The following is a 24,476-nucleotide window of genomic DNA, read 5'->3' as shown; positions in this document are numbered from 1 at the left end:
GTTCAGCCAGCCATATCCATCCTGGGTAGGCACTTCAGCTGCGGCTTGAAGGGCAGGAAATGTGCCAAACAGTCAGATTATTAGAGCGAAGGCTCTAAACGGCCGTTTGCAAATTTAGGCCACTATTTCGCCGGGGTTGCCTGCATGAAGTCAGTTGTTACCTGGGGAAACGCCCCATGGGAATCCGCGCGCTCAGACGGGGCCGATCAGCTTGTCCGTAGCTGCAGTGGCCATTGCCCGATGAGCTGGTAGCGGCTGCCATCGGCCTGTTGGTGCGAGACGAACAGGGCGAAATGCTCGACCTGCCAGGAGAATGCACAAGGGCTGACAAGCGCAGGCAGTCGACTGCCGCGTGCCAGGCTCAGGTGCGGGCAATAGGGGCGTGTTTCGAGCGAAAAACCGGCCTGTGCCAATGCGGCGTGCAGGTTCTGCTGCAACACCAGCAACGCGGCGGGCACCTGGCCAGGCGCCAGATGCAAGAGACCGCCTTGCCAGCACTGCAGCCGATCGAGGCACAGACAGAAGGATTGCTGCGCGTGCAAGCCGGCAGCCAGGCGCTTGAGCCGTGCAAGGCTGCTGCACGGCTGGGAGCCCAGAAAAGCCAGGGTCAGGTGCAGGTCGCTGCCGGCCAGCAGATGCCCTTCGATGGCGAGACCATTGCGCCAGTTTTCGACCTGCAGACGCAGTGCCGGCGGCAGGGGCAGGGCAAAGAACAGTCGCAAGCGCGGTTCGATCTCTGCTGACACATGGGCCTCCGGGTCTGCATGCGGCTTGACAGAGCGGTACGAGGATTTCTAGCATCACCCCATGGCGCCGATTTAAGAGCAACTTGCGGGGCGCCGCCCGGTTGGGCAAATACCGCTAAAGCGCTGGCCGGTGTCGCCTCTCACCGCAGTCCGGCGGGATTACGAGGCTGAGACTGTAACCATGAATTGCCCGCGCCCTCATCTGTATTTTTCCTCCCTGCCGCGTACCGCGGTCAACCGTCATCCGCATGTGCTGCTGGTCGGCAGCCATCAACCGCGTCTGCTCAAGAGCCTCGAAGGCTGGCCCAAACATTGGCCGAGAGCGCGTAATTTTCTCATCAAGTTCGCCTCGCCAGACGCCGAAGCATTGGCGCAGTTACCCAGCAACGGCTTCGATCTGGTGGTGGTCGGTGGCGAGGCGCAACCGGTGAATGCCGAGCTGATCGAACAACTGGTACGGGTCGCCCGCCAGGGCCTGATCAGCCTGCGCTGAGCTCTAGGGTCTGTTGCCGTCGCGGCCGTGAACGAAATGGCAAAAGACCCTAGGGATAGTCGATCGCGGTGATATAGAAGGTCTGCTCGCCGCCCGGTGCCTGTACCCGCACTTCGGCATCCAGCGCCTTGCCAATCAGTGCTCGGGCCAGCGGCGAGTCGATGCTGATCAGTCCCTGCTTGAGGTCCAGTTCGTCCGGGCCGACGATGCGATAGCGGGTCTCGTCGCCATTGTCATCTTCCAGGGTCACCCAGGCGCCGAAGTAGACCTTGTTCGGGTCGGCAGGGCGGCTGTCGACCACCTTGAGGCTTTCCAGACGCTTGGTCAGGAAGCGCACGCGACTGTCGATTTCCCGCAGCATCTTCTTGCCGTAGGTGTACTCGGCATTTTCCGAGCGGTCGCCCTGAGCCGCCGCCTCGCTGACCGACTGGGTCACCTGGGGACGACGCACATGCCAGAGCTCGTGCAGTTCTGCACGCAGGCGCGCTTCACCTTCCGGGGTGATCAGGGCAGTGCCGGCGGTGCGCGGCGGGCGGTAACGGCTCATGCAGCTCTCATGTATCGCGAAGTACGGCCAAAGGGCTGACGTTGAGGGCACGGCGGGTACCGAGTACACCGGCAGTCCCCACCAGCAGTGCGCCAATCAACGGCAATAGCAGCAGCCAGGCATGTGGCTGCCAGGGTAGATCGAGGACGAAGCGGTACAGCAGCAGGCTCACCAGTTCGCAGCCGAGCGCAGCCAGCACGCCGCTGGTGGCGCCGAGCAGGGCGAACTCGGTGCGCCGCGCGGCGATAAGCAGGCGGCGTTCGGCGCCCAGGGCGCGGAGCAGGGCTCCTTGGCGGATGCGTTCATCCAGAGTGGATTGCAGGCCAGCGAACAGCACGGTCAGGCCCGCCGCCAGGACGAACAGCAAGACGTACTCCACGGCCAGGGTGACCTGGGCCAGGATGCTGCGCAGTTGCGCCAGGAGTGCTTCGACCTGCAGCAGGGTGGCCGCCGGAAAGGCGCGCGCCAGCTCCACCAGTTGCTGCTCGCTGTTGGGCGGCAGGTAGAAGCTGGTCAGGTAGGTGGCAGGCAGGTCCTGCAGGGTGCCGGGCTCGAAGATCATGTAGAAGTTCGGCTGGAAGCTGTCCCATTCGACCTTGCGCAGGCTGCTGACACGGGCCTGGCGTTGCAGGCCGCCGACATCGAAGGTGAGCAGGTCGCCGAGCTGCAGTTGCAGGCTTTCGGCCAACTCGGACTCCACCGAGACGCCCGGCACTGGCCCGGTCGTGTCAGTCGTCCACCACTGGCCGGCGACCAGTTCGTTGCCGCTCGGCAGTTCAGCCGACCAGGTCAGGCTCAGGTCACGTCTTACCGCGCGGTCGCCGGTGCTGTCCTTGCTGACGATCTGTTTGACCGCCGCGCCGTTGATCTCGGTCAGGCGCCCAGCAATTATTGGATAGAGCGGGGCTGGCTGCGGCGAGATCTCGGCCAAACGCGCGGCGAAGGCCTCCTTTTCCGCTGGCAGCACATTGAGGGCGAAGTGATTGGGCGCTTGTTCGGGCAACTGGTCCTGCCAGGTATCCAGCAACTCGCCACGCAGCAGGGCGATCAGCGCCATGGCCAGGAGGATCAGGCCGAATGCCAGTGCCTGCCCCGCGGCGGCCAGCGGGTAACGCAGCAACTGGCCCAGACCCAGACGCCAGGGCAATGAGGCACGCGCCAGCAAGCGGCGCAGGCTGCGCAGCGTGAGCAGCAACAGGCCGCCCAGCAGCAGGGTGGTGAGTAAGCCGCCACCGAGCAGGGCCAGGGTCAGTTTCAGGTCCAGGCTCAGGCGCCACATGATCAGGCCCAGGGCCAGCAGCGCCGCACCATAGACCAGCCAGGAACTCGGTGGTACCGGCAGCAGATCGCGGCGTAGTACCCGTAATGGCGGCACGCGCCCCAGGGCGGCCAGCGGCGGCAGGGCAAAACCGGCCAATGCCACCAAACCGGTGGCCATGCCGGCCAGGGCGGGCAGGGCGCCACCAGGCGGTACGCCGGACGGCAGCAGACCCGCGAGCAGCTTGAACAGGATCAGTTGGCCAGCCCAGCCGAGCACTGCGCCAGCGATGCAGGCCAGCAGACCGAGCAGCGCTAGCTGCAAGGCGAACAGGCTCAGGGCTTCGCGGCGTGACAAGCCCAGACAGCGCAACAGTGCGCTGCTATCGAAGCGCCGGGCCGCGAAACGCGCAGCCGACAAGGCGACAGCAACACCGGCAAGCAGCACGGCAGCCAGGCTGGCCAGGTTCAGGTAGCGTTCGGCACGGCCCAGTGCGCCACCGATCTGGCGGTTGCCGGAGCGCGCATCCTCAATGCTTTGGTGCGCCGCCAGGCCAGCTTGCAAGCCATCCTGGTAGCGCTGCAGGGCTTGCTCGTCGCCGCGCCACAATTCGCGGTAGCGCACTCGGCTGCCGGGCTGCACAACGCCGGTGGCGGGCAGATCGTCCAGGTGCATCAGTACCCGCGGGGTGAGGCTGTAGAAATCGCCGGCGCGATCCGGTTCGTAGGTCAGTACGCGGGTCAGGCGCAGTGGCAGGTTGCCGACTTCAATCGATTGGCCGATCTTCAGGTCCAGCGCGGCAAACAGCCGGGCCTCCGCCCAGGCTTCGCCGGGCCCCGGTCCTGTACCGGGCTGTTCGGGCTGATAGGGCGCCGCTGCGCTTTTCAGCTCGCCGCGCAGCGGATAGCCGGCGCTGGCGGCCTTGACGCTGGCCAGCTGGATGCCCTGATCGGTGGCGATCACGCTGGAGAATTCGACCACTTGCGCATGGTCCAGGCCCAGTTGGCGGCCGGCTTCGATCTGTTCGGCCGTAGCCGGCGCACTGCCGGAGAGCAACAGATCGGCACCGAGAAACTCGGTGGCACGCAGCAGCATGGCGCCATTCAGGCGCGCGCTGAAATAACCGATGGCAGTGCTGGAGGCCACGGCGATCAGCAGGGCGAAGAACAGCACGCGCAGCTCGCCGGAACGGGCATCGCGCAGCAACTGGCGCACGGCCAGGGCGAACAGGCGTGACAGCGGCAGGGCGCGCATCAGGGCTCCACGGTGTCGACCAGACGGCCGCCTTCCAGGCGAATCAGACGCCGGCAACGATGCGCCAGGCGTTCATCGTGGGTGACCAGTACCAGGGTCGCACCGCGCTCCTGGTTCAGCTCGAACAGCAGGTCGCTGATGCGTTCGCCCGTGTGGCTGTCGAGGTTGCCGGTCGGTTCGTCGGCAAACAGCACTGCCGGCTCGGCGGCAAAGGCGCGGGCAATGGCGACGCGCTGCTGTTCGCCGCCGGACAGTTGGCGGGGTGAATGAGTCAGGCGCTGACCCAGGCCGACCCGCTCCAGCAGGTCGCGGGCACGCTCGCGGGCATCGCGGCGGCCGTCCAGTTCCAGCGGCAGCATGACGTTTTCCAGGGCATTGAGGTTGTCGAGCAACTGAAAGGACTGGAAGACGAAACCCACATGTTCGGCGCGAACGCGTGCGCGTTGATCTTCATCCAGATGGGTCAGGCAGTGTCCGGCCAGTTCCACGTCGCCACTGCTAGGCAGGTCGAGACCGGCGAGGAGGCCGAGCAGGGTGGACTTGCCCGAGCCGGAGCTGCCGACGATGGCCAGGCTGTCGCCACGGTTCAGCTCAAGGCTGAGGTCGTGCAGGATGCTCAGCTCGCCTTCCGTGCTGGGTACCACTTTGCTAAGGTGCCGCGCAGAAAGAATGCTAGCGCTCATGGAGAGTCCGATGCGTGCATGGTGGGTAAGCGGTGCTGCTGCACTACTGTTGTTGGCCCAGGTGTTGTGGCCCCAGGGCGCCATGGCCGGCAGCGTGCTGGTCGTGGGCGATAGTATCAGCGCCGCTTTTGGCATGGATACCCGTCAGGGCTGGGTTGCCCTGCTGGAAAAGCGCCTGGCCGAGGCTGGTTTCCCGCAGTCAGTGGTCAACGCTTCCATCAGCGGTGATACCAGTGCTGGCGGCCTCGCGCGCCTGCCCACGCTGCTTGCACAGCATCAGCCGGAGCTGGTGATTATCGAGTTGGGCGGCAACGATGGACTGCGTGGACAGGCGCCGGCGCAATTGCAACAGAATCTTGCGGTGATGGTCGATCGCTCGCGTGCAGCCGGGGCCAAGGTGCTGCTGCTAGGCATGCAATTACCACCTAATTACGGGCAGCGTTATACGCGAGCCTTTGCCGCGGTCTACGCCAATCTGGCAGCGGAAAAACAGGTGCCGCTGGTACCGCTCTTCCTCGAGGGCGTTGGTGGTGTGGCCGGAATGATGCAGGCCGATGGCATCCACCCGACCGTGAGCGCCCAGCAACGCCTGCTGGATAACGTCTGGCCACAGCTGCAACCCTTGCTCTGAGTCTTCCCCGTGCGCAGCCTTTCGGCTATCGTGGCGACCCCTCTCGGAGCTCCCAATGCCGCGCCCTGCCTGGTCCCTGCATGCCTATCAATTGATCGTGCCGGACGAACAGCTCGACCTGTTCGCCTGCCGCGAAGCGCGTGTACACCTGGTCGCTCGTCAACTCGAGCTGCAGGGCTTCGCCGATCGCACGCTCTGTGGTGGTCTGCTACCTGCCTTGCCGGTGATGCGCGCAGTGGACAAGACCAGCTTGCGCGACAAGCGCCTCTGCCAGGCTTGCAAGAGCGTGCTGGAGGCTCAGCGTCGAGGCGAGCGCTCGATCTGGCCTGAAGCCTTGTAGGCAGGGTTTGGCTAGCTCGTCGAATTGTTTTTCACGGGTTTGCAGGGTCTCCCAGCCCCAGCATTGCCGGTGTACAATTCCGACTCTATTTATCAGCCATTCATGCCAAGGATTTCCGGATGTTGTCGCGCGTTCCTGCCGTCGCCCGTAACCTGACTCTCGCCAGTTTTTGCCTGGCGGGCCCCGTAGCAGCCCTGGAGCTGCCGCTTCCTGCTCCAGGCGATGACATCGTCGGCCAGGTGCAGGTGATCAAAGCCAAGTACGAAGACACCTTCGCGGATCTGGGCGTGGCCAATGATCTGGGCTACCTGGAAATGGTCGTAGCCAACCCGGGCGTCGACCCCTGGTTGCCGGGTGAGGGTGCTGAAATCGTGCTGCCGACCCGCTTCATCCTGCCGCCAGGCCCGCGCGAGGGCATCGTGATCAACCTGGCCGAGTACCGCATGTACTACTTCCCGAAAGGGCAGAATGTGGTGCACACCTTCCCGTTGGGTATTGGCCGCGAGGGCTGGGGCTCGCCGATCGCGCACACCACCATTACCGGCAAGGTGCCGAATCCGGGCTGGTCGCCGCCAGCCTCGATCCGCGCCGAGCACGCCGCCGACGGTGATCCGCTGCCAGCCTATGTGCCGCCAGGCCCGAACAACCCGCTGGGGCCGTTCAAGTTCACCCTGGGTACTCCGGGCTACCTGATCCATGGTTCCAACAAGAAGTTCGGCATTGGCATGCGCGTCAGCCACGGCTGCTTCCGCATGCTCAACCACAACGTGCTGGAACTGGCCAAGATGGCGCCGGTAGGCACCTCGGTGCGCATCGTCAACGAGCCGTACAAATTCGGTATGAGCAATGGCAAGGTCTACCTGGAGGCCCATGCCCCGCTGGATGATAACGGCGTGCCTTCGGTGGTGGACAAGCACACGGCTGTGATCAATGCGCTGCTCAAGCGCGATGAGGTCGCCGGGCAGATGCGTCTGGATTGGGAAGTGGTGCGCGAGGTGGTGGCTGCCGAAGATGGTATGCCGATCGAGATCGCCGTACCGCAGCAAGGCCAGGGTTCACTGGCGGACAATGCTGCACAGGTTCAGCTCTGATCTAGATTACGTGTTCCGAAACCCGCCCATGCCACGCATCGGCGGGTTTTTTATTGGCCTGGATAATTCGCAGGCAATAAAAAAGCCGACCTGCGAACAGGTCGGCTTCTTCAAAGCCTTGGCAAGTATTACTTGCGGCTAGCTTTTTCCAGCATGCGCAGAGCGCGCTCGTTGGCTTCGTCAGCAGTCTGCTGAGCCTTCTGAGCAGCGGCCAGAGCTTCATCAGCCTTACGGTAGGCTTCGTCAGCACGAGCTTGAGCACGGGCAGCGGCGTCTTCGGTAGCGGTCAGACGGGCTTCAGTTTCTTTGGACATGCTGCTGCAACCGGTAGCCAGAACTGCTGCCAAGGCCAGAGCAGAGAATTTCAGAACGTTGTTCATCGTGTTCCCCTTGAGGTGGACTTTCCATAAAAGCAATTCCCCAACACTGGGAAATTAGCCGGGCTACATACTACCCATTACTTTTAGTAAGTAAACTGACCGAACGCAAGACAAGCCACTTTTTTCTTTTATCTAGCTCTGTCTCTATGTTTTGCTTAAAAAACATACAGATCAGGCGCTTAGAGTGACGTCTTGCCCAGCAATTTAGCTCAGATCGTGGCTGGCACCCTGCCTGCCTGATAACATCCGGGGCGGCCAACGGGAAGGCTGTTCTCCCGAAATACTTCAAGGACGTTGCATATGTCGAAGCTGATTAAATGGGGCTTGCTGGGTGTTCTTGCCCTGGCACTGCTTATCAAGGCCTCGCTCTGGTTGTCGGTCCGTACGATCATGAACGACGCTGTCGAGCAGATGTCGCCCGTCATGCGTATAAGTTATTCCGGGATTACCTCCTCCTTCGATGGGCGGGTCGGGATTTCCGGCATTAATGTGCATGTGCCGCTGATGCACGACAATTTCCGCATCGAACATGCCGAGTTGAAGTTCAAGGGCCTTATGGACTTGTTGCGCTTCAAGGAGAGCATGAGTGCAGGCAAGTTTCCGGAGCAGATGGCGGTCAACATCAAGGGTCTCGAGTTCGACGTGCATGGCCCCTTCATGACGCAGATAAGCCAGCAGCCAGAGGAGTCGTCTATCTATACCGCCCTGTCGCAGGTAGCTTGCGGCAGCTCACGGTATATCGGCAGCGACGAGTTGCTTGAGATGGGCTACCGCACGCTGGAAACCGATGCGCAGTTTTCCTATCTGTACCAGCCAGGCGCCCAGACGCTGACCTTCAATCTCACAGCCGACACCCGTGACATGGGTGAGTACCGTGTCAATTTTGCACTGGCCAACATGTCCGAGCGGCCTGGTGATTTGCGGGTCAACCCACCGCGCTTATCCACCGTTACGGTGGAGATCAATGATGATCAGTACCAGCGCAAGATCCAGAGCTATTGCGCCGGCAAACTCGGCCAGACTGAAGAAGCCTACCTGCAGACTACCCTGGATCAGCTCGATCGCGCCTTGCGTGCACAGCGGATTGCTCTGGACCCCGAGTTGCTCAAGGCGCTTGGGGCGTACTACAAAGACCCACAGGCGCTGCGCCTGGAGCTGGCGCCCACGGAAGGCATGAGCTGGGATGGCTTGCAGTTCTTCGAGCCCAAAGATGTGCTGGCCATGCTGCGTCCGGTTCTGCTCATCAATCAGCAGGCGGTGCATCCTTTGGCGTTTTCCTGGGTCGACCCGGATGCCGTGGCCGCACCTGAAGAGGAAGAGTTGGTGCGTGCGCCCGAGGTCGAACAGCCGGGCAAGTTGCGCCAGTACGATTATGTCGAAGTCGCCAGTCTGGCCGAACATGCGGGAAAACGACTACAGTTCATTACTTATGACGGTGCCTACTATCAAGGCCTATTGCACAAAGTAGAGAACGGCAAAGTCTTTCTGAGTGTCCAGTTTGGTAGCGGTTCGGCCGAGATGTTTCTTCGCCTGGAAAAGATCGATAAGGTAAGGGTTCTGTTCTAGAGCCCGCTGAGGAGTAGCAATGAGCGAAGGGTTGTCCATCCACCATGACCTGGCGGGTCACCAGTTTGAGGCCATCATCGATGGTCATCGGGCGTACCTGGCCTATATGGATCTGGGCAAGCAGACCCTGGATATCTACCGTACCTTTGTGCCCAATCCACTGCGCGGCCGCGGCATCGCTGCGGCGTTGACCGAGCAGGCGCTGGAGTACGCAGAACACATGGGCTACACGGTCATTCCGTCCTGCTCTTACGTGGAGCGCTATCTGGAGCGGCGTCAGCGTAGTCACTGACAGGCCAGAACAAACAAAAACGCCGGGCAATGCCCGGCGTTTTCATTCCTGCTCCACTCAGCTGCGCTGACGCTTGGGCAGGACATCCTTGAGCTTGGCATGCATGCTGCGCAAGGTCTTCTCGGTGGCGTCCCAGTCGATGCAGGCATCGGTAATGGAGACACCGTACTTAAGGTCGCAGAGGTCTTTGGGGATCGACTGGCTGCCCCAGCCCAGATGGCTTTCCACCATCAGGCCGACGATGGAATTGTTGCCTTCGAGGATCTGGTTGGCCACGTTCTCCATGACCAGTGGCTGCAGGGCCGGGTCCTTGTTGGAGTTGGCATGGCTGCAGTCGACCATGACGTTCGGGCGGATCTTGGCCTTGGCCAGCTCCTGCTCGCAGATGGCGACGCTCACCGAGTCATAGTTCGGCTTACCGTTGCCGCCGCGCAGCACCACGTGACCATAGGCGTTGCCCTTGGTGGTGACGATCGAGACGCCGCCTTCCTGGTTGATGCCGAGGAAGCGGTGTGGGCTGGAAACGGACTGCAGGGCGTTGATCGCTACCGTCAGGCCGCCATCGGTGCCGTTCTTGAAGCCGACCGCGGAGGACAGGCCGGAGGCCATTTCGCGGTGGGTCTGCGATTCGGTGGTGCGCGCGCCGATGGCCGACCAGCTGATCAGGTCCTGCAGGTACTGCGGGGAGATCGGGTCGAGGGCTTCGGTGGCGGTCGGCAGGCCCATCTCGGCCAGGTCGCGCAGCAACTGGCGACCGATATGCAGACCGTCCTGGATCTTGAACGAGTCGTCCAGATACGGATCGTTGATCAGGCCTTTCCAGCCGACCGTGGTGCGCGGCTTCTCGAAATACACGCGCATGATCAGGAACAGGCTATCGGACACTTCCGCAGCCAGCACCTTGAGGCGCTCGGCGTATTCGTGGGCGGCCTTGATGTCATGGATGGAGCAGGGGCCTACGACCACGAACAGGCGGTGGTCCTTGCCATCGAGAATATTGCGTACCACTTCGCGGCCATGGGCGACGGTGCGTTGGGCGGCGGCGGTGAGGGGGATTTCGCGCTTGAGCTGCGCCGGGGTGATCAGGGTTTCGTTGGAGGCAACGTTTAGATCGTCGATCGGTAAATCAGCCATCGTGCTATTCATCAGTCAGAGTCATCAGGTCACGGGTGCCGGGCGCCAGAGGCACAGCTAATCATGGGCGCAGCGGGGAAGCGGAACCTTAGCGCGTAACAGGCGGGCTCGACAATGGGCGCGGCCGCTTAAAAGCCGCGCTTGGAGCGAAAACACTAGTTCATGCTGGCGCCGGAGAATTCTTCGGCATGCAGGGCAATCCACTCGCGAGCCACCACCTCGACGGGAAGATCCTCGCCGAGTTCGCGTTCACGCTGATGGCGGTAGTGCTCGATCTGGCAGACCTGCTCGACCATGCGCGCGCGGAACAGGGTGTCTTCGTCGATAAAGGCAATGCCGACCAAGTAGTCCTCGGTCTGCTTGCGGCACCAGGCCACGACCCCTGGATAGCGCGCCTGATCGCCGAGCAGTGGAATACGCAGCTCCACCGCAGTGCCTTTGCGAAAGCCCTTGTTGGAATTGCACGCCACGCCCCCGAGGCTGATATTGTTCAGCCTTTGTCGCGGCAGGAAGGCGTGTTTGCGTTGAACCAGTTCGACTGGCATGTCGCTGGGGTGACGCAAGAAATGACGCATTTTGACTACTCCGGATGCCACTCATTTGACATCACACATGAACAGTATAGTGCCCAGTCTGGAGTTGACCGACTTCGATGCCGAACAGCGCTTGTTGCAGCTGAGCGGCACGTCCCTGCTCATATTCACCAGCATAGGTTGTGCCAGTTGCCGTTGGGCGCGCCGTGAGCTGCCCGGCTTGCCACTGGCTGTGGAGCAGCTGTGCTGGATCGATGCCGGAGATAATGGCGGTCTGGTCGAGCGTTATGAGGTTTTCCAGCTTCCCAGCCTGTTTCTGATCCGCGATGGCCAGTTTTTTGGCGCATTACAGTGCCGCTTGAACGCCACCGGGCTGAACGCGGCCATCCAGCAGGCCCTGCAGCTGGAGTTTGAGGAGTTACCTTGATGCAAGAGCAACAACGCCCGCGTATTGGCATTATCGGCACCGGTGCCATTGGCGGCTTCTACGGCTTGATGCTGGCCCGTGCCGGTTTCGATGTGCATTTCCTCCTGCGCAGCGAGTATGCAGCGGTTGCCGAGCATGGCCTGCAGCTCAACAGCGTCGTGCATGGCCGCTTGCACCTGCAGTCGGTACAGGCCTGGTCGAGCGTAGAAGGCATGCCCCGCTGCGATTGGCTGCTGGTGGGCACCAAGACCACCAGCAACGCCGAGTTGGCTCCACTGCTTGGCAAGGCTGCCGCACCCGGCGCCAAAATCGTGTTGTTGCAGAATGGCCTGGCGGTGGAGGAGCAGTTACGCCCTCTGCTGCCGGACTCCCTGCATCTGCTCGGTGGGCTCTGTTACATCTGCGCGCATCGCTCCGCGCCTGGAGTGATCGAACATCAGGCACTGGGGGCGCTGAGTCTGGGTTACCACTCGGGACCGCCGAACAGTGCCGAGCAGCGCCTGGCGATAGTCGAGGAGGGCGCCGCGATGTTTCGCGCCGCCGGGCTGGAGGCCACGGCAATGGCCGCACTGGAACAGGCGCGCTGGCAGAAGCTGGTGTGGAACGTGCCGTACAATGGCTTGTCCGTGCTGCTCAACGCCGGCACTACCCGCCTGATGGCCGACGCCGATAGTCGTGCGTTGATCCACGCCATCATGCTGGAGGTGGTGCAGGGCGCTGCCGCCTGTGGTCATGTATTGCCGGAAGGTTGTGCCGACAAACTGCTGGCGGCCACCGAGCGTATGCCGGACTACCTGCCAAGCATGTACCACGACTTCACGCTGCAGCGCCCGCTGGAGCTTGAGGCCATTTATGAGGCGCCGCTGGCAGCCGCTGCAGCCGCCGGCTGTGAGTTGCCGAAAACCCGCATGCTGTACCAGGCATTGCGTTTTCTGGACGTACATTGAGGTCGATATGAGCAAGGGACTGGGTGACAAGCTGGTGCTGGCGATTTCCTCGCGAGCACTGTTCGACCTGAGTGACAGCCATCGCATCTACGAGAGCGAAGGAGTCGCCGCCTACCGCCAGTACCAGATCGACCACGAGGAGGAGATTCTCAGTCCTGGCGACGCTTTCCCTCTGGTGGAGAAACTGCTTAGCCTCAATACCAGCCTGGGCCAGGCCCGTGTCGAGGTCATCCTGGTGTCACGCAACAGTGCCGATACCGGCTTGCGCGTGTTCAACTCGATCCAGCATTACGGTCTGGGCATCTCCCGCGCCGCCTTCGTCGGTGGGCGCAGCCCTTATCCGTATCTGGCTGCATTTGGCTGCCACCTGTTTCTCTCCACCCATGTCGAGGATGTCCGCAGTGCCCTGGATGCCGGCTTTGCCGCCGCCACCATTCTTTCCGGTGGGGCACGGCGGGCAGCTAGCACCGAGCTGCGCATCGCCTTCGACGGTGATGCCGTGCTGTTTTCCGATGAGTCCGAGCGGGTCTATCAAAAGGGCGGCCTCACGGCGTTTCAGGACCATGAGAAGGCTTCCGCGCGGGAGTTGCTGGGTGGCGGCCCGTTCAAGCCGTTCCTGGCGGCCCTGAACCGCTTGCAGCGCGAGTTTGCCGAAGAACAGTGCCCGATTCGTACCGCACTGGTTACCGCGCGCTCGGCCCCCGCCCATGAGCGGGTCATCCGCACCCTGCGTGAGTGGGATATTCGCCTGGACGAGTCACTGTTTCTCGGTGGCCTGGAAAAAGCGGCGTTTCTTGAAGCCTTTGCCGCTGACGTGTTTTTCGATGATCAGGCCGGACACTGTGAAAAAGCCCGTGAAGTGGTGGCCACCGGTCATGTGCCGCATGGTGTGAGTAACGAAATACAGCTCTGAGAACCTGTTCACGATCTCTTGTCCGTCGGCCATACCGCGTTAAAAACAGGCTCGGCAAGCCGCTTGCGGCTAACGCGCTTCAGCGCGACCCGCAGGGCGAGTGCAACGAGTCATACTCATTTACAGCTCGTAAACTCCGCTTCCTCGCCTGTTTTGACCAGCCGGAGGCTGTTACTGGCGTAGCGCCTTGTCTGGCTCTAGTCCAAAAGATCGTAAACAGGTTCTGAGGGCCGCCTGTCTGCTCTCTGGTCTGCAGCCTTGCGCGTGGTGACACGCTGCTAAGCTCAAAACAGGGCCGCAGCAGGAAGTGGGGAGGCCGCATGATCCGATCCATCCTATATGCCACCGATCTCGGTCTGTACGCTCCTTATGTGCTGCAGCATGCGCTGAACCTGTCCCGTGCCCTTAAGGCTGAGCTCTATGTGGTGCATGCGGTCGAGCCCATGGGGCTGTTCGCCGAGTCCGTACTGCAGACCTATCTGGATGAGAAGACTCTGCAGGAACTGCGCAGCAAAGGGCTGGGCAATGTCATGGCGAGTATCGAACAGCGGGTGCTTGAGGGTTTTCGCGATGAGCTGGGCGATGCACAGCATGACATCGAGTTGATCCGCAACGTGCGGGTTGCTCAAGGCGACTCGTCACAGGTGATTCTCGAGGAGGCGCGCAAACTTGCCGTCGATCTGCTGGTCGTAGGCAGTCACAGCCATGGCGCGACTCAGGAAACCCCGTTGGGGCGCACAGCGGCTCGCGTCCTGCAGCTTTCCGAGATACCTGTCTATCTGGTGCCGATGCTGCAGCACCGCAGTTGAAGAGGGTTATGAAGATTCGTTAGACGAACGGCATGCATAACTCAGAAAATCGTCTAGTTTTATTCCTTGAACCATTAATATGGTTATATAACGCAGCTGGCACATTCGAGCAGCGTCTATCTGCTTTAGAGGGATATTTATGAAGCTCCAGCAACTGCGCTACATCTGGGAAGTGGCGCACCACGACCTCAACGTCTCCGCTACTGCGCAGAGCCTCTATACCTCGCAACCCGGCATCAGCAAGCAGATCCGCTTGCTGGAGGATGAGCTTGGGGTGGAAGTCTTCGCCCGCAGTGGCAAACACCTGACCCGGGTGACTCCGGCTGGCGAGCGGATCATCACCACGGCGGGGGAGATCCTGCGCAAGGTCGAGAGCATCAAGCAGATCGCCCAGGAATTCTCCAACGAGAAGAAGGGCACGCTGTCCATCGCCACCACCCACACCCAGGCACGCTATGCGCTGCCGCCGGTAATCAGTAGCTTCATCAAGCAGTACCCGGAAGTCGCCCTGCATATGCATCAAGGCACACCGATGCAGATTGCTGAGATGGCCGCCGATGGCACCGTCGATTTCGCTATCGCTACCGAAGCGCTGGAGCTGTTCGGTGACCTGGTGATGATGCCGTGCTACCGCTGGAACCGTTGCGTGGTGGTGCCCCAGGGCCACCCGCTGACCAAACTGCCGAAGTTGTCGCTGGAAGCCCTGGCCGAGTACCCGATCGTCACCTACGTATTCGGTTTCACCGGTCGCTCTAAGCTGGACGAGGCGTTCAGCCATCGCGGCCTGACGCCCAAGGTGGTATTCACCGCGGCCGACGCCGACGTGATCAAGACTTACGTGCGCCTGGGCTTGGGTGTGGGCATCGTCGCGCGCATGGCGGTCGACGCCAAGCTCGACAGTGATCTGGTGGTACTGGACGCCAGCGACCTGTTCGAATCCAGCGTGACCAAGATCGGCTTCCGCCGTGGCACCTTCCTGCGCGGTTTCATGTGCGACTTCATCGAGAAGTTCGCCCCGCACCTGACCCGTGAGGTGATGGCCAAGGCTGTGCAATGCCATACCAAGGCCGAGCTGGATGAGCTGTTCGATGGGGTCGAGCTACCGACCTACTGAGTGTCGTCCAGATAGAACAAGCCCGGCACTCGCCGGGCTTGTTCATTCAGGCTCTGGCAATCACGTTGCCTGCGTGCAAACCGCACTCTTTCTGGGTTTCCTCTTCCCACCACCAGCGGCCTTCGCGCTCGTGCTGGTTGGGCAGGACTGGGCGGGTGCAGGGCTCGCAGCCGATGCTGGTGTAGCCGCGCTCGTGCAGGCTGTTGTAGGGCAGCTCGAGCATGCGGATATAAGCCCAGACTTCCTCGCTGCTCATCTGCGCCAGCGGGTTGAACTTGTACAGCAGTTTGTCGGCTGTGGAGAAGGCTGCATCCAGCTCCAGAGCGGCGACCTGGCTGCGGGTGCCGGGGCTCTGGTCGCGGCGCTGGCCGGTGGCCCAGGCTTTGACGCTGGCCAGTTTGCGCTTGAGCGGCTCGATCTTGCGGATACCGCAGCACTCGCCGTGGCCGTCCTTGTAGAAGCTGAACAGGCCTTTCTCGCGCACCAGGGCTTCGAGGCGGGTGGCATCCGGGCTCAGCACTTCGATGGCGATGCCGTAGTGCTCGCGCACATGCTCGATGAAACGGTAGGTTTCCGGGTGCAGGCGCCCGGTATCCAGGCTGAATACCTTGACCTGCTTGTTGAGCTTCCAGGCCATGTCGACCAGCACCACGTCCTCGGCACCGCTGAAGGAGATCCACAGCTCGTCACCGAAGTGCTCGAAGGCCAGTTTGAGAATGTCCTGGGGCGATTTGTTGGCATAGGCCGCTGCCAGTTCGGCAACGTTGAAGGCTTGGCTCATCGGGCTGGTTTCCTGGTTTAGGTGGCGCTGAACGCTCTGTGCCGAGGATGTTAGCAAAAAGGGCATATGCGTCTAAATAACCATATGCCAGCACGACTAACCACTATGGATATAAGTGCTGCGTTGCGTCGCAACGGGTGAATCGCTAGAGTGCCGCCTTCTGTCAAATTGCTAGCTAGGAGTGTCCCGTGGAAATTGCCTGTCTCGACCTCGAAGGCGTTCTGGTCCCGGAAATCTGGATCGCTTTCGCCGAAAAAACCGGCATCGACGCCCTCAAGGCGACCACCCGGGATATTCCTGACTACGACGTGCTGATGAAGCAGCGCCTGCGCATCCTCGACGAGCATGGGCTGAAGCTCGCCGATATTCAGGAAGTGATCGCCACCCTCAAGCCGCTGGAAGGCGCCGTGGAGTTCGTCGACTGGCTGCGCGAGCGCTTCCAGGTGGTGATTCTGTCCGACACCTTCTACGAATTCTCCCAGCCGCTGATGCGCCAACTGGGCTTCCCGGCGCTGCTGTGCCACAAGCTGATCACCGATGAAACCGATCGCGTTGTGGGTTACCAGCTGCGCCAGAAGGACCCCAAGCGCCAGTCGGTGATTGCCTTCAAGAGCCTGTACTACCGCGTGATCGCCGCTGGCGACTCGTACAACGACACCACCATGCTCAGCGAAGCCCATGCCGGCATTCTGTTCCATGCCCCGGACAACGTGATCCGCGAGTTCCCGCAGTTCCCGGCGGTGCACACCTATGAAGACCTCAAGCGCGAGTTCCTCAAGGCGTCGGTACGCGATCTGAGCCTGTAAGGCTCTCTCGCATAAAACAAGGCCCGCTATCTGCGGGCCTTGTCGTTTCAGTGCCGGACTACAAGCCGGAGAGCTGTTCCAGGGTCTGCAGTAGCACCTTCACCTTGGTGATCGACTCCTGGTACTCGGCCTGCCACTGCGAGTCGGCGACTATGCCACCGCCGCCCCAGCAACTGATCTGGCCATCCTTGACCAGCAGGCTGCGAATGGCGATTGAGCTGTCCAGCTCGCCGCGCACGTCCAGATAGAGTAGGGAGCCGCAATACAGGGTGCGACGGGTCGGCTCCAGTTCGTCGATGATCTGCATGGCGCGAATCTTCGGCGCGCCGGTGATCGAGCCACCGGGAAAGCTGCCGGCGATCAGATCCAGTGCGTCCTTGCCCGCAGCCAGCTCACCGGTCACCGCGCTGACCAGGTGGTGCACATTGGGGTAGCTCTCCAGGGCGAACAGCTCCGGCACTCGCACCGAGCCGATGCGGCAGCTGCGGCCGAGGTCGTTGCGCAGCAGATCGACGATCATCAGGTTTTCGGCGCGATCCTTGAGGCTGCCCAGCAACTGCTGCGCTTCGGCAGCATCGGCGGCTGGCGTGGCGCCGCGTGGGCGGGTGCCCTTGATTGGCCGGGTTTCCACCCGGCCCTGGCTGACTTGCAGGTAGCGCTCCGGCGACAGGCTGAGAATAGCGCCGCCATCAGGCAGGCTCTGGAAGCCGGCGAACGGGGTCGGGCAGGCGGCGCGCAGGGCCTGATAGGCTGCCCAGGGATCGCCCACACAAGGCGCCTGGAAGCGCTGGGCGAAGTTCACCTGGTAGCAATCGCCAGCCTGGATATAAGCCTGGATGCGCTCGATCGCCTGACGATACTGCTCGGCATCTAGATCACCGCGAAAGGCCTGCAGCAGCTTGAAGCTGGCGGCCGCGACAGGCACTGGCTGGCTGAACAGCGCGATCAGGCGTACTCGCTCGGCCGCCTCCAGTTGCGGGTGAAACACCAGCTGGCTGGTACGCTTCTGGTGGTCGCTGATCAGGGCCCAGCCATACAGGCCAAAGCGAGCATCCGGCAGTTGCAGGTCATCCTCTGCCTGTTCCGGCAGTTGTTCGATGTGGCGGCCAAAGTCATAGGCCAGATAGCCGATCAGGCCGCCGGTGAAGGGCAGCTCGATATCCGCCGGAGCTTCGGCGCGCCCCAGTAGAGCCAGGCCATTGCGCAGGCGCTGGAAGAACGCCGCAGCGGATTCATCGGGCTTCGGCGCGAACGTCTGCAAGGGCCAGGCGCTGAGCAGATCGAAGCGCCCGCGCTCGGCCTGCGGCCGGCCGGCATCCAGCAGCACGGCGCCGGGTGCCTGGCGCACGAGGGCAAAGTAGTCGGCCGGATCGGCCAGATAGGGCAGGGCGTGAACGAGGCAGCTGTGCATGCGGATTGGTCAGGCGAACGCGAAAGCCGATTGTAGGCTGCGCACCCTACTAGAGCCTAGGGCGCAGCAATGAAAAAGCCCGGCCGGAGCCGGGCTTTTTCTGGCGGAGTCGAATCAGATCTCTGCCGGTTTGACGTGGCCGAACAGCTGTTGGGAGAAGCGCACGCGATCTTCCACGCTTTCCTTTACATCGTTCTTCGCCAGCTCGGCGATCCGCGCTTCCACCGCATGGGCGCGATGGGTCAGGCCGCAGTCGTTGGCGATCTGGATGTTCAGGCCGGGGCGGGCGTTGAGCTCGAGGATCAACGGGCCTTTCTCTTCGTCCAGCACCATGTCCACGCCGATGTAGCCGAGGCCGCACAGCTCGTAGCAACCGGCTGCCAGCTTCATGAAGCCGTCCCAGTTGGGCAGTTGCACGCCGTCCACCGCGTTGGTGGTGTCCGGGTGCTTGCTGATCTTGTTGTTCAGCCAGGTGCCTCGCAGGGTCAGGCCGGTGGCCAGGTCCACACCGACGCCGATGGCGCCCTGGTGCAGGTTGGCCTTGCCGTTGGACTGGCGAGTCGGCAGACGCAGCATGGCCATCACCGGGTAGCCCATCAGCACGATGATGCGGATGTCTGGCACGCCTTCGTAGCTGATGCTTTTGAAGATCGGGTCCGGGGTGACCCGGTACTCGATCAGCGCGCGGTCGCGGTGGCCGCCCAGGGAGTACAGGCCGGTGAGGATGCTCGACAGCTGGTGCTCGATGTCCTCCTGGCTGACGATCTTGCCGGATACCGTCTTGTAGCGGCCCTCGAACTTGTCGGCGATAACCAGGATGCCGTCACCACCGGCGCCTTGCGCCGGCTTGATCACGAAGTCGCTGCGTCCGGCGATGATCTCGTCGAACTTCTCGATTTCCTTCTCGGTGGAGATGATCCCGTACAGCTCCGGCACATGGATGCCGGCCTGGATCGCGCGCTCCTTGGTGATGATCTTGTCATCGACGATCGGGTACAGGTGCCGTTGGTTGTACTTCAGCACGTAGTCCGCATTGCGTCGATTGATACCCATGATGCCTTTGGCTTCCAGGGCTTTCCATCTCTTGATCAGACCGAACATGGGCTCAATCCTTCAGGAAGGCTTTGAAACGGAACAGCTCGGTCAGGCGGTAGCCGCGGTAGCGACCCATCGCCAGCATGAAGCCCACCATGATCAACAGCACAGCCGGGAAGGTGAAGATGAAGTAGGTCAGCTCCGGCACGGTCATCAGCAGGTGCGCCAGGGTGGCGGCGAACAGGGTGCCGACCGCGACCTTGAAGGCATGCGAGGCGCCACGTTCTTCCCAGGTGATCGACAGGCGTTCGATGGTCATGGTCAGAATCACCATCGGGAACAGTGCCACCGACAGGCCACGCTCCAGGCCCAGCTTGTGGCTGAACAGGCTGATCACGGCGATCAGCACCACCACGAAGGTCAGCACCACCGACAGCCGCGGCAACATCTGCAGCTTCAAGTGCTCGAGGTATGAGCGCAGCGACAGGCCGAGGGCGGTAATGATGGTGAACAGCATGATGCCGAAGCCCAGCTGGGTTTCGCGGAAGGCCAGGGCAATCAGTACCGGGGTAAAGGTGCCCAGGGTCTGCAGGCCGCCGAGGTTACGCAGGATCAGGATCACCAGCACGCCGATCGGGATCATGATCATGATCTGATAGGTCTGCTGGGTCTGCAGCGGCAGGCCGTACAAGGAGTATTCGAGGAAGTCGACGTCGGTGTTCTCGTCCGTCAGCTTGGCCAGGCGGATGGCGTTCATCTCGCTGTTGTTCAGGGTGAAGCTGACCAGGGCTTTCTTGCCGCCCTCGATGCCAACCAGCTGGCCGTCGCCGGTCCACCAGACCAGGCGATCTTGCGGCAGGCCTTGCTCGCCACTGTCCGGATTGAAATACAGCCAGTTCTCGCCGTTGAAGCTGCGCAGCCACAGCTCGGGGGTCTGCTGAATGTCGGCCGCCAGGCGAATGGTGTGCACGCGCTCCATCGGTACGTGGGCGATGGACAGCAGCAACTCGATGACTTTGGCCTTGTTCGGGGTCGAGGCATCGCCGCCCAGCAGCAGCTTGACGTTGTCGTCGCCGCTATTGTTGACCCGTTTGATGGTTTCGCTGATGAAGGTCTCGACGTCGGCCGAGTGCTGGCGGATCGGCGCCAGCAGGGCCTCGGCGGCGATCTTCTCGGCGCCGTCGACGGGGATGCTGTCACGGTAGATCGGCCCTGTGGCCTTGGGCTGCTCGCCGCTGTAACGCTTGGTCAGTACCAGGCGGTAGTACAGGGTCTGGTTGCCGCTGGCGCGCCGTGCCGACCAGGTCACCTTGCGGTTACCGTCAGCGCGTTTGATGCTCACCCCGTAGTTGTTCGAGATGAAGCTCTCATTGAGGCTGACGTAGTCCTGGTTGAGCGGCGGTACAAACATCTGCACCTTCACCGGCTCGCGGCCGCTGGCCTGGAATTCGACTTTGGCGTCGATGTTCCACAGGTCATCGGTCTCGTCCTCGGTCACCGGGATGCCGAGAATGAAGATCTGGTAGGCCGTAACCAGAATGCCCACCGTCACCAGAAGGGTGATGAGGACTTTCAGATGCAGGGTCAAGGATCGCATGAGCAATTACTCGGCAGCGGTAGTAAGGGAGCAGCCGGGCTTGCCGGCAGCATATTTAAGGCTTGGATCGACCATGGCATCCAGGCGCTTGAGCGCTTCTGAGCCAATCAGCAAGGGATACTGGAAGGCGCTACGGTCGGTCAGGTTCACTTCGATGGTGCGTTGGGCTTTACCCATACATACGTTCAGTTCGATGACGGGACGTGCAGTGTAGGTCTTGCCTTCTTCAGGATCATAGTCGCCCGAACGGCGCTTGATCTTGCTGATCCGCGCCAGGGGGCGTTCGATGGGGTGTTCGTGTGCATCATCGATTGCCAGGTAGAAGCGCACCCAGGTCTCGCCGTCACGTTTGAAGCGTTTGATATCACGCGCACTCAGCGAAGCGGTCTTGGCGCCGGTGTCCAGTTTGGCGGCGACTTCCAGCTTGAGATCGGAGAGCTGGATGTATTCATTCAGACCATAGACCGTCTTTTCCGCGGCGAGACTCAGGCCGGAGAACATCGTGCAGCAAAGAAAGAAGGCTAAGGGCTCGAGTCTCATAAATCCTGTGATGCTTGTTTCGTCGGTTCGAGTGATCGGCACAAGGGTGGGGCGGCCGGCCCCTGCAGTCTAGCAGGCGCTACAGGCGTGGCGACGGCGCTGGCGGGCGCATTCTAGCATGGGCTTTTTCAGCTGCGACAGACGCTTACGCGCGTTTCTAGAGGTGAAGTGCACAGATTATGCGCGCGTCACCCGCCGAGATATTGTCGACAATATTGTTTTTTGTTTGACAGAAATCCGCCTGGATCGTAGTTTTTCCGCACCAGAAACAAAAGGTGTCAACAATAATGCTGGGCACTTCCGATATCACCGCCACCGCTGTCGACGACTCTGGCACGCTTTCCGAGCATGTCTTCCGGCGCATTCAGGCGGCTATTGTCAAGGGCGAGATTGCACCAGGCAGCAAAATCTCCGAGCCGGAGCTGGCGCGTACCTATGGCATCAGTCGCGGCCCGCTGCGCGAGGCGATCCACCGTCTGGAAGGTCAACGCTTGCTGGTGCGAGTCCCCCATGTGGGCGCGCGGGTGGTATCACTCAGTCACGCCGAATTGATCGAGCTGTATGAGATCCGTGAATCCCTGGAGGGAATGGCCTGTCGTCTGGCCGCCGAACGCATGACCCAGGGCGAGATCGACGAGCTGCGTCGGGTGCTCGATCTGCATGAACAGGATGCAGCCTTCAAGGCTGGCGTGGGCTACTACCAGCAGGAAGGCGACTTCGACTTCCACTATCGGATCATCCAGGGCAGCGGCAACAAGACCCTGGCGCAGATGCTCTGTGGCGAGCTGTACCAACTGGTGCGCATGTACCGCTTGCAGTTTTCCGCTACGCCCAATCGCCCACGTCACGCCTTCAATGAACACCATCGCATCCTCGATGCGATTTCCGATCGCGATGGCGAGTTGGCCGAGCTACTGATGCGCCGCCATATCGCCGCTTCCAAACGCAATATCGAACGCCACTACACCGCGCAAGCGGGGCAGGGCGCAGCTCCTTCAACCGCACGAGGTGAATCATGAGTTCGAGCACTCCCGGTCAGCGCTTCCGCGACGCAGTCGCCAGCGAACATCCCCTGCAAGTGGTCGGCACGATCAACGCCAACCATGCCCTGCTGGCCAAGCGCGCCGGCTTCAAGGCCATCTACCTGTCCGGTGGCGGAGTCGCCGCCGGCTCCCTGGGTCTGCCGGACCTGGGTATCACCGGCCTGGATGACGTGCTCACCGACGTGCGCCGCATTACCGACGTGTGCGATCTGCCCTTGTTAGTGGATGTCGACACCGGCTTCGGCAGCTCGGCCTTCAACGTGGCGCGTACCGTCAAGTCGATGATCAAGTTCGGCGCCGCCGCCATCCATATCGAAGACCAGGTCGGCGCCAAGCGCTGCGGCCACCGGCCGAACAAGGAAATCGTCACCCAGCAGGAGATGGTCGACCGCATCAAGGCAGCCGTCGATGCGCGCACCGATCCCAGCTTCGTGATCATGGCGCGCACCGACGCCCTGGCCGTCGAAGGCCTGAACTCGGCGCTGGACCGCGCCGCCGCGTGCATCGAGGCCGGCGCCGACATGATCTTCCCGGAGGCGATCACCGAACTGGCGATGTACAAGACCTTCGCCGACCGCATCAAGGCGCCGATCCTGGCCAACATCACCGAGTTCGGCGCCACACCGCTGTACACCACCGAAGAGCTGGCCGGCGTCGACGTATCCCTGGTGCTCTACCCGCTGTCGGCCTTCCGCGCCATGAACAAGGCCGCCGAGAACGTCTACACCGCGCTGCGCCGCGACGGCACGCAGAAGAACGTGATCGACACCATGCAAACGCGCATGGAGCTGTACGAGCGCATCAACTACCACGCCTTCGAACAGCACCTCGACGCGCTGTTCGCCGCCAAGAAGTGACCGGTACGCCGGCCGCCCGCTTTCGAGCCGGCAGGCCGGCGCACAACAAGAAACAACCGGATTAGATGAGGACCTATTCGTTATGAGCGCCACTCCCGAAACCACCACCGGCTTCAAGCCGAAGAAGTCCGTAGCCCTGAGCGGCACCACTGCGGGCAACACGGCACTGTGCACCGTCGGCCGTACCGGTAACGACCTGCACTACCGTGGCTATGACGTGCTCGACTTCGCCAACCGCAGTGAGTTCGAGGAAATCGCTCACCTGCTGGTGCATGGCAAGCTGCCCAACGTTGCTGAGTTGGCCGGCTACAAAGCCAAGCTCAAGGCCCTGCGTGGTATTCCGGCGGCGCTCAAGGCGTCCCTCGAACAGCTGCCGCCGTCGGCCCACCCGATGGACGTGATGCGCACTGCCGTGTCCGTGCTGGGCTGCGTATCGCCGGAGAAGGAAGACCACAACCACCCGGGCGCTCGCGATATCGCCGACAAGCTGATGGCCTCGCTGGGTTCGGCGCTGCTGTACTGGTACCACTTCAGCCACAACGGCAAGCGCATCGACGTGGAGACCGACGACGACTCCATCGGCGGTCACTTCCTCCATCTGCTGCATGGCGAAAAGCCGCGCGAGTCCTGGGTACGTGCCATGCACACCTCGCTCAACCTGTATGCCGAGCACGAATTCAACGCCTCCACCTTTACCTCGCGGGTGATCGCCGGCACCGGATCCGACATGTATTCCTGCATCGCCGGTGCTATTGGCGCCCTGCGCGGGCCGAAGCACGGTGGTGCCAACGAGGTGGCCTTCGAGATCCAGAAGCGCTACGACAACCCGGACGAGGCCGAGGCCGACATCCGCGCCCGCGTCGAGAAGAAGGAAGTGGTGATCGGCTTCGGTCACCCGGTCTACACCGTGGCCGACCCGCGCAACAAGGTGATCAAGGAGGTAGCGCGCGAGCTGTCTGCCGAGCAGAGCAACAGCAAGATGTTCGACATCGCCGAGCGCCTGGAAAGCACCATGTGGGAAATCAAGAAGATGTTCCCCAACCTCGACTGGTTCAGCGCCGTGAGCTACCACATGATGGGTGTGCCGACCGCCATGTTCACTCCGCTGTTCGTCATCGCGCGAACCTCTGGCTGGTCGAGCCATGTGATCGAGCAGCGCATCGACGGCAAGATCATTCGCCCGAGCGCCAACTACACAGGTCCCGAGGACCTCAAGTTCGTGCCGCTCAAGGATCGCAAATAATCATG

At 61.8% G+C, this 24,476-nt stretch carries 27 protein-coding genes; 15 read left to right on the top strand and 12 right to left on the bottom strand.

Annotation, left to right across the window (positions count from 1 at the left end; genetic code table 11):
• Positions 1-206 precede the first annotated feature (206 nt).
• Complete coding sequence (gene thpR / locus LRS11_RS17210) at positions 207-746, bottom strand: RNA 2',3'-cyclic phosphodiesterase (protein WP_260494110.1); 540 nt, start codon at positions 744-746, stop codon at positions 207-209.
• Positions 747-927: 181 nt separating this feature from the next.
• On the opposite strand from thpR, the gene LRS11_RS17205 reads away from it, so the two are divergent.
• The gene (locus LRS11_RS17205) at positions 928-1,239 is read left to right on the top strand and encodes a class I SAM-dependent methyltransferase (RefSeq protein ID WP_260494109.1); all 312 of its coding nucleotides are present in this window, start codon (positions 928-930) and stop codon (positions 1,237-1,239) included.
• A gap of 49 nt (positions 1,240-1,288) precedes the next feature.
• Here LRS11_RS17205 and greB read toward each other — a convergent pair whose 3' ends face one another.
• Genes greB through LRS11_RS17190 form a run of 3 tightly spaced genes read right to left on the bottom strand, consistent with a single transcriptional unit; the run spans position 1,289 to position 4,981 of the window.
• Positions 1,289-1,786 (bottom strand): transcription elongation factor GreB, encoded by a 498-nt coding sequence (greB, locus tag LRS11_RS17200; protein ID WP_260494108.1) that lies wholly within the window; start codon positions 1,784-1,786, stop codon positions 1,289-1,291.
• 7 nt (positions 1,787-1,793) lie between these two features.
• Positions 1,794-4,298 (bottom strand): ABC transporter permease, encoded by a 2,505-nt coding sequence (locus tag LRS11_RS17195; RefSeq protein ID WP_260494107.1) that lies wholly within the window; start codon positions 4,296-4,298, stop codon positions 1,794-1,796.
• Complete coding sequence (locus LRS11_RS17190; RefSeq protein WP_260494106.1) at positions 4,298-4,981, bottom strand: ABC transporter ATP-binding protein; 684 nt, start codon at positions 4,979-4,981, stop codon at positions 4,298-4,300. The genes LRS11_RS17195 and LRS11_RS17190 overlap by 1 nt, the downstream gene beginning before the upstream one ends.
• Positions 4,982-4,991: 10 nt before the next feature.
• On the opposite strand from LRS11_RS17190, the gene LRS11_RS17185 reads away from it, so the two are divergent.
• The 3 genes from LRS11_RS17185 (at position 4,992) to LRS11_RS17175 (ending at position 7,043) form a co-directional block, all read left to right on the top strand.
• On the top strand, positions 4,992-5,612 hold the full coding sequence (locus LRS11_RS17185; protein WP_260494105.1) for an arylesterase: 621 nt from the start codon (positions 4,992-4,994) through the stop codon (positions 5,610-5,612).
• 55 nt (positions 5,613-5,667) lie between these two features.
• Positions 5,668-5,952: a hypothetical protein gene (locus tag LRS11_RS17180; protein ID WP_182833781.1), complete on the top strand. Its 285-nt coding sequence runs from the start codon at positions 5,668-5,670 to the stop codon at positions 5,950-5,952.
• Between the two features lie 119 nt (positions 5,953-6,071).
• On the top strand, positions 6,072-7,043 hold the full coding sequence (locus tag LRS11_RS17175; RefSeq protein ID WP_260494104.1) for a L,D-transpeptidase family protein: 972 nt from the start codon (positions 6,072-6,074) through the stop codon (positions 7,041-7,043).
• A gap of 128 nt (positions 7,044-7,171) precedes the next feature.
• On the opposite strand, the gene oprI is transcribed toward LRS11_RS17175, so the two are convergent.
• Positions 7,172-7,423 (bottom strand): outer membrane lipoprotei OprI, encoded by a 252-nt coding sequence (gene oprI / locus LRS11_RS17170; protein ID WP_003239826.1) that lies wholly within the window; start codon positions 7,421-7,423, stop codon positions 7,172-7,174.
• Between the two features lie 300 nt (positions 7,424-7,723).
• Here oprI and LRS11_RS17165 point away from each other — a divergent pair, with 300 nt between their 5' ends.
• Together LRS11_RS17165 and LRS11_RS17160 are read left to right on the top strand one after the other, a co-directional pair.
• On the top strand, positions 7,724-8,989 hold the full coding sequence (locus tag LRS11_RS17165; protein WP_260494103.1) for a hypothetical protein: 1,266 nt from the start codon (positions 7,724-7,726) through the stop codon (positions 8,987-8,989).
• A 19-nt stretch (positions 8,990-9,008) separates the two neighbouring features.
• Positions 9,009-9,281 (top strand): GNAT family N-acetyltransferase, encoded by a 273-nt coding sequence (locus tag LRS11_RS17160; RefSeq protein ID WP_260494102.1) that lies wholly within the window; start codon positions 9,009-9,011, stop codon positions 9,279-9,281.
• Between the two features lie 57 nt (positions 9,282-9,338).
• Here the strand turns inward: LRS11_RS17160 and LRS11_RS17155 are convergent, their stop codons facing one another.
• Positions 9,339-10,415, bottom strand: a complete 1,077-nt coding sequence (locus tag LRS11_RS17155) for a 3-deoxy-7-phosphoheptulonate synthase (protein WP_260494101.1) — start codon at positions 10,413-10,415, stop codon at positions 9,339-9,341.
• Between the two features lie 155 nt (positions 10,416-10,570).
• Positions 10,571-10,990: a PilZ domain-containing protein gene (locus tag LRS11_RS17150; RefSeq protein ID WP_260494100.1), complete on the bottom strand. Its 420-nt coding sequence runs from the start codon at positions 10,988-10,990 to the stop codon at positions 10,571-10,573.
• 37 nt (positions 10,991-11,027) lie between these two features.
• On the opposite strand from LRS11_RS17150, the gene LRS11_RS17145 reads away from it, so the two are divergent.
• From LRS11_RS17145 to cysB, 5 genes are all read left to right on the top strand, one after another.
• Positions 11,028-11,375, top strand: a complete 348-nt coding sequence (locus tag LRS11_RS17145) for a thioredoxin family protein (protein ID WP_260494099.1) — start codon at positions 11,028-11,030, stop codon at positions 11,373-11,375.
• Positions 11,375-12,322 carry a putative 2-dehydropantoate 2-reductase gene (locus LRS11_RS17140; RefSeq protein WP_260494098.1) on the top strand — a complete coding sequence of 316 codons (948 nt, stop codon included), beginning with the start codon at positions 11,375-11,377 and terminating at the stop codon, positions 12,320-12,322. Before LRS11_RS17145 ends, LRS11_RS17140 begins: the two co-directional genes overlap by 1 nt.
• A 7-nt stretch (positions 12,323-12,329) precedes the next feature.
• The gene (locus LRS11_RS17135) at positions 12,330-13,235 is read left to right on the top strand and encodes a 5'-nucleotidase (protein ID WP_260494097.1); all 906 of its coding nucleotides are present in this window, start codon (positions 12,330-12,332) and stop codon (positions 13,233-13,235) included.
• 320 nt (positions 13,236-13,555) lie between these two features.
• Complete coding sequence (locus tag LRS11_RS17130) at positions 13,556-14,044, top strand: universal stress protein (protein ID WP_260494096.1); 489 nt, start codon at positions 13,556-13,558, stop codon at positions 14,042-14,044.
• 139 nt (positions 14,045-14,183) lie between these two features.
• Positions 14,184-15,158: an HTH-type transcriptional regulator CysB gene (cysB, locus tag LRS11_RS17125; RefSeq protein WP_260494095.1), complete on the top strand. Its 975-nt coding sequence runs from the start codon at positions 14,184-14,186 to the stop codon at positions 15,156-15,158.
• Positions 15,159-15,204: 46 nt separating this feature from the next.
• On the opposite strand, the gene LRS11_RS17120 is transcribed toward cysB, so the two are convergent.
• Positions 15,205-15,939 carry a phosphoadenylyl-sulfate reductase gene (locus LRS11_RS17120; RefSeq protein ID WP_260494094.1) on the bottom strand — a complete coding sequence of 245 codons (735 nt, stop codon included), beginning with the start codon at positions 15,937-15,939 and terminating at the stop codon, positions 15,205-15,207.
• A gap of 188 nt (positions 15,940-16,127) precedes the next feature.
• On the opposite strand from LRS11_RS17120, the gene thrH reads away from it, so the two are divergent.
• Positions 16,128-16,745 carry a bifunctional phosphoserine phosphatase/homoserine phosphotransferase ThrH gene (gene thrH / locus LRS11_RS17115; RefSeq protein ID WP_260494093.1) on the top strand — a complete coding sequence of 206 codons (618 nt, stop codon included), beginning with the start codon at positions 16,128-16,130 and terminating at the stop codon, positions 16,743-16,745.
• A 58-nt stretch (positions 16,746-16,803) separates the two neighbouring features.
• Here thrH and pabB read toward each other — a convergent pair whose 3' ends face one another.
• The 4 genes from pabB to LRS11_RS17095 form a co-directional block, all read right to left on the bottom strand.
• The gene (gene pabB / locus LRS11_RS17110; RefSeq protein WP_260494092.1) at positions 16,804-18,156 is read right to left on the bottom strand and encodes an aminodeoxychorismate synthase component I; all 1,353 of its coding nucleotides are present in this window, start codon (positions 18,154-18,156) and stop codon (positions 16,804-16,806) included.
• Between the two features lie 114 nt (positions 18,157-18,270).
• Positions 18,271-19,257: an alpha-L-glutamate ligase-like protein gene (locus LRS11_RS17105; RefSeq protein ID WP_260494091.1), complete on the bottom strand. Its 987-nt coding sequence runs from the start codon at positions 19,255-19,257 to the stop codon at positions 18,271-18,273.
• A gap of 4 nt (positions 19,258-19,261) precedes the next feature.
• Positions 19,262-20,788, bottom strand: coding sequence for an inactive transglutaminase family protein (locus LRS11_RS17100; protein WP_260494090.1), 1,527 nt, complete (start codon positions 20,786-20,788; stop codon positions 19,262-19,264).
• A gap of 6 nt (positions 20,789-20,794) precedes the next feature.
• A complete protein-coding gene (locus tag LRS11_RS17095; RefSeq protein WP_260494089.1) occupies positions 20,795-21,328 on the bottom strand; it encodes an ATP-dependent zinc protease in 534 nt (177 codons plus the stop codon).
• A 287-nt stretch (positions 21,329-21,615) separates the two neighbouring features.
• Here LRS11_RS17095 and LRS11_RS17090 point away from each other — a divergent pair, with 287 nt between their 5' ends.
• The 3 genes from LRS11_RS17090 (at position 21,616) to prpC (ending at position 24,471) form a co-directional block, all read left to right on the top strand.
• Entirely contained in the window at positions 21,616-22,347 is a 732-nt protein-coding gene (locus tag LRS11_RS17090; RefSeq protein ID WP_260494088.1) for a GntR family transcriptional regulator, read from the top strand.
• Positions 22,344-23,228 carry a methylisocitrate lyase gene (prpB, locus tag LRS11_RS17085; RefSeq protein WP_260494087.1) on the top strand — a complete coding sequence of 295 codons (885 nt, stop codon included), beginning with the start codon at positions 22,344-22,346 and terminating at the stop codon, positions 23,226-23,228. Before LRS11_RS17090 ends, prpB begins: the two co-directional genes overlap by 4 nt.
• An 82-nt stretch (positions 23,229-23,310) precedes the next feature.
• A complete protein-coding gene (prpC, locus tag LRS11_RS17080) occupies positions 23,311-24,471 on the top strand; it encodes a 2-methylcitrate synthase (protein WP_260494086.1) in 1,161 nt (386 codons plus the stop codon).
• The last annotated feature ends 5 nt before the right edge of the window (positions 24,472-24,476 follow it).

The sequence above is a fragment of the Pseudomonas sp. J452 genome (assembly GCF_024666525.1).
Lineage (GTDB): Bacteria > Pseudomonadota > Gammaproteobacteria > Pseudomonadales > Pseudomonadaceae > Aquipseudomonas.
This window is presented reverse-complemented; position numbering and strand designations above follow the sequence as displayed.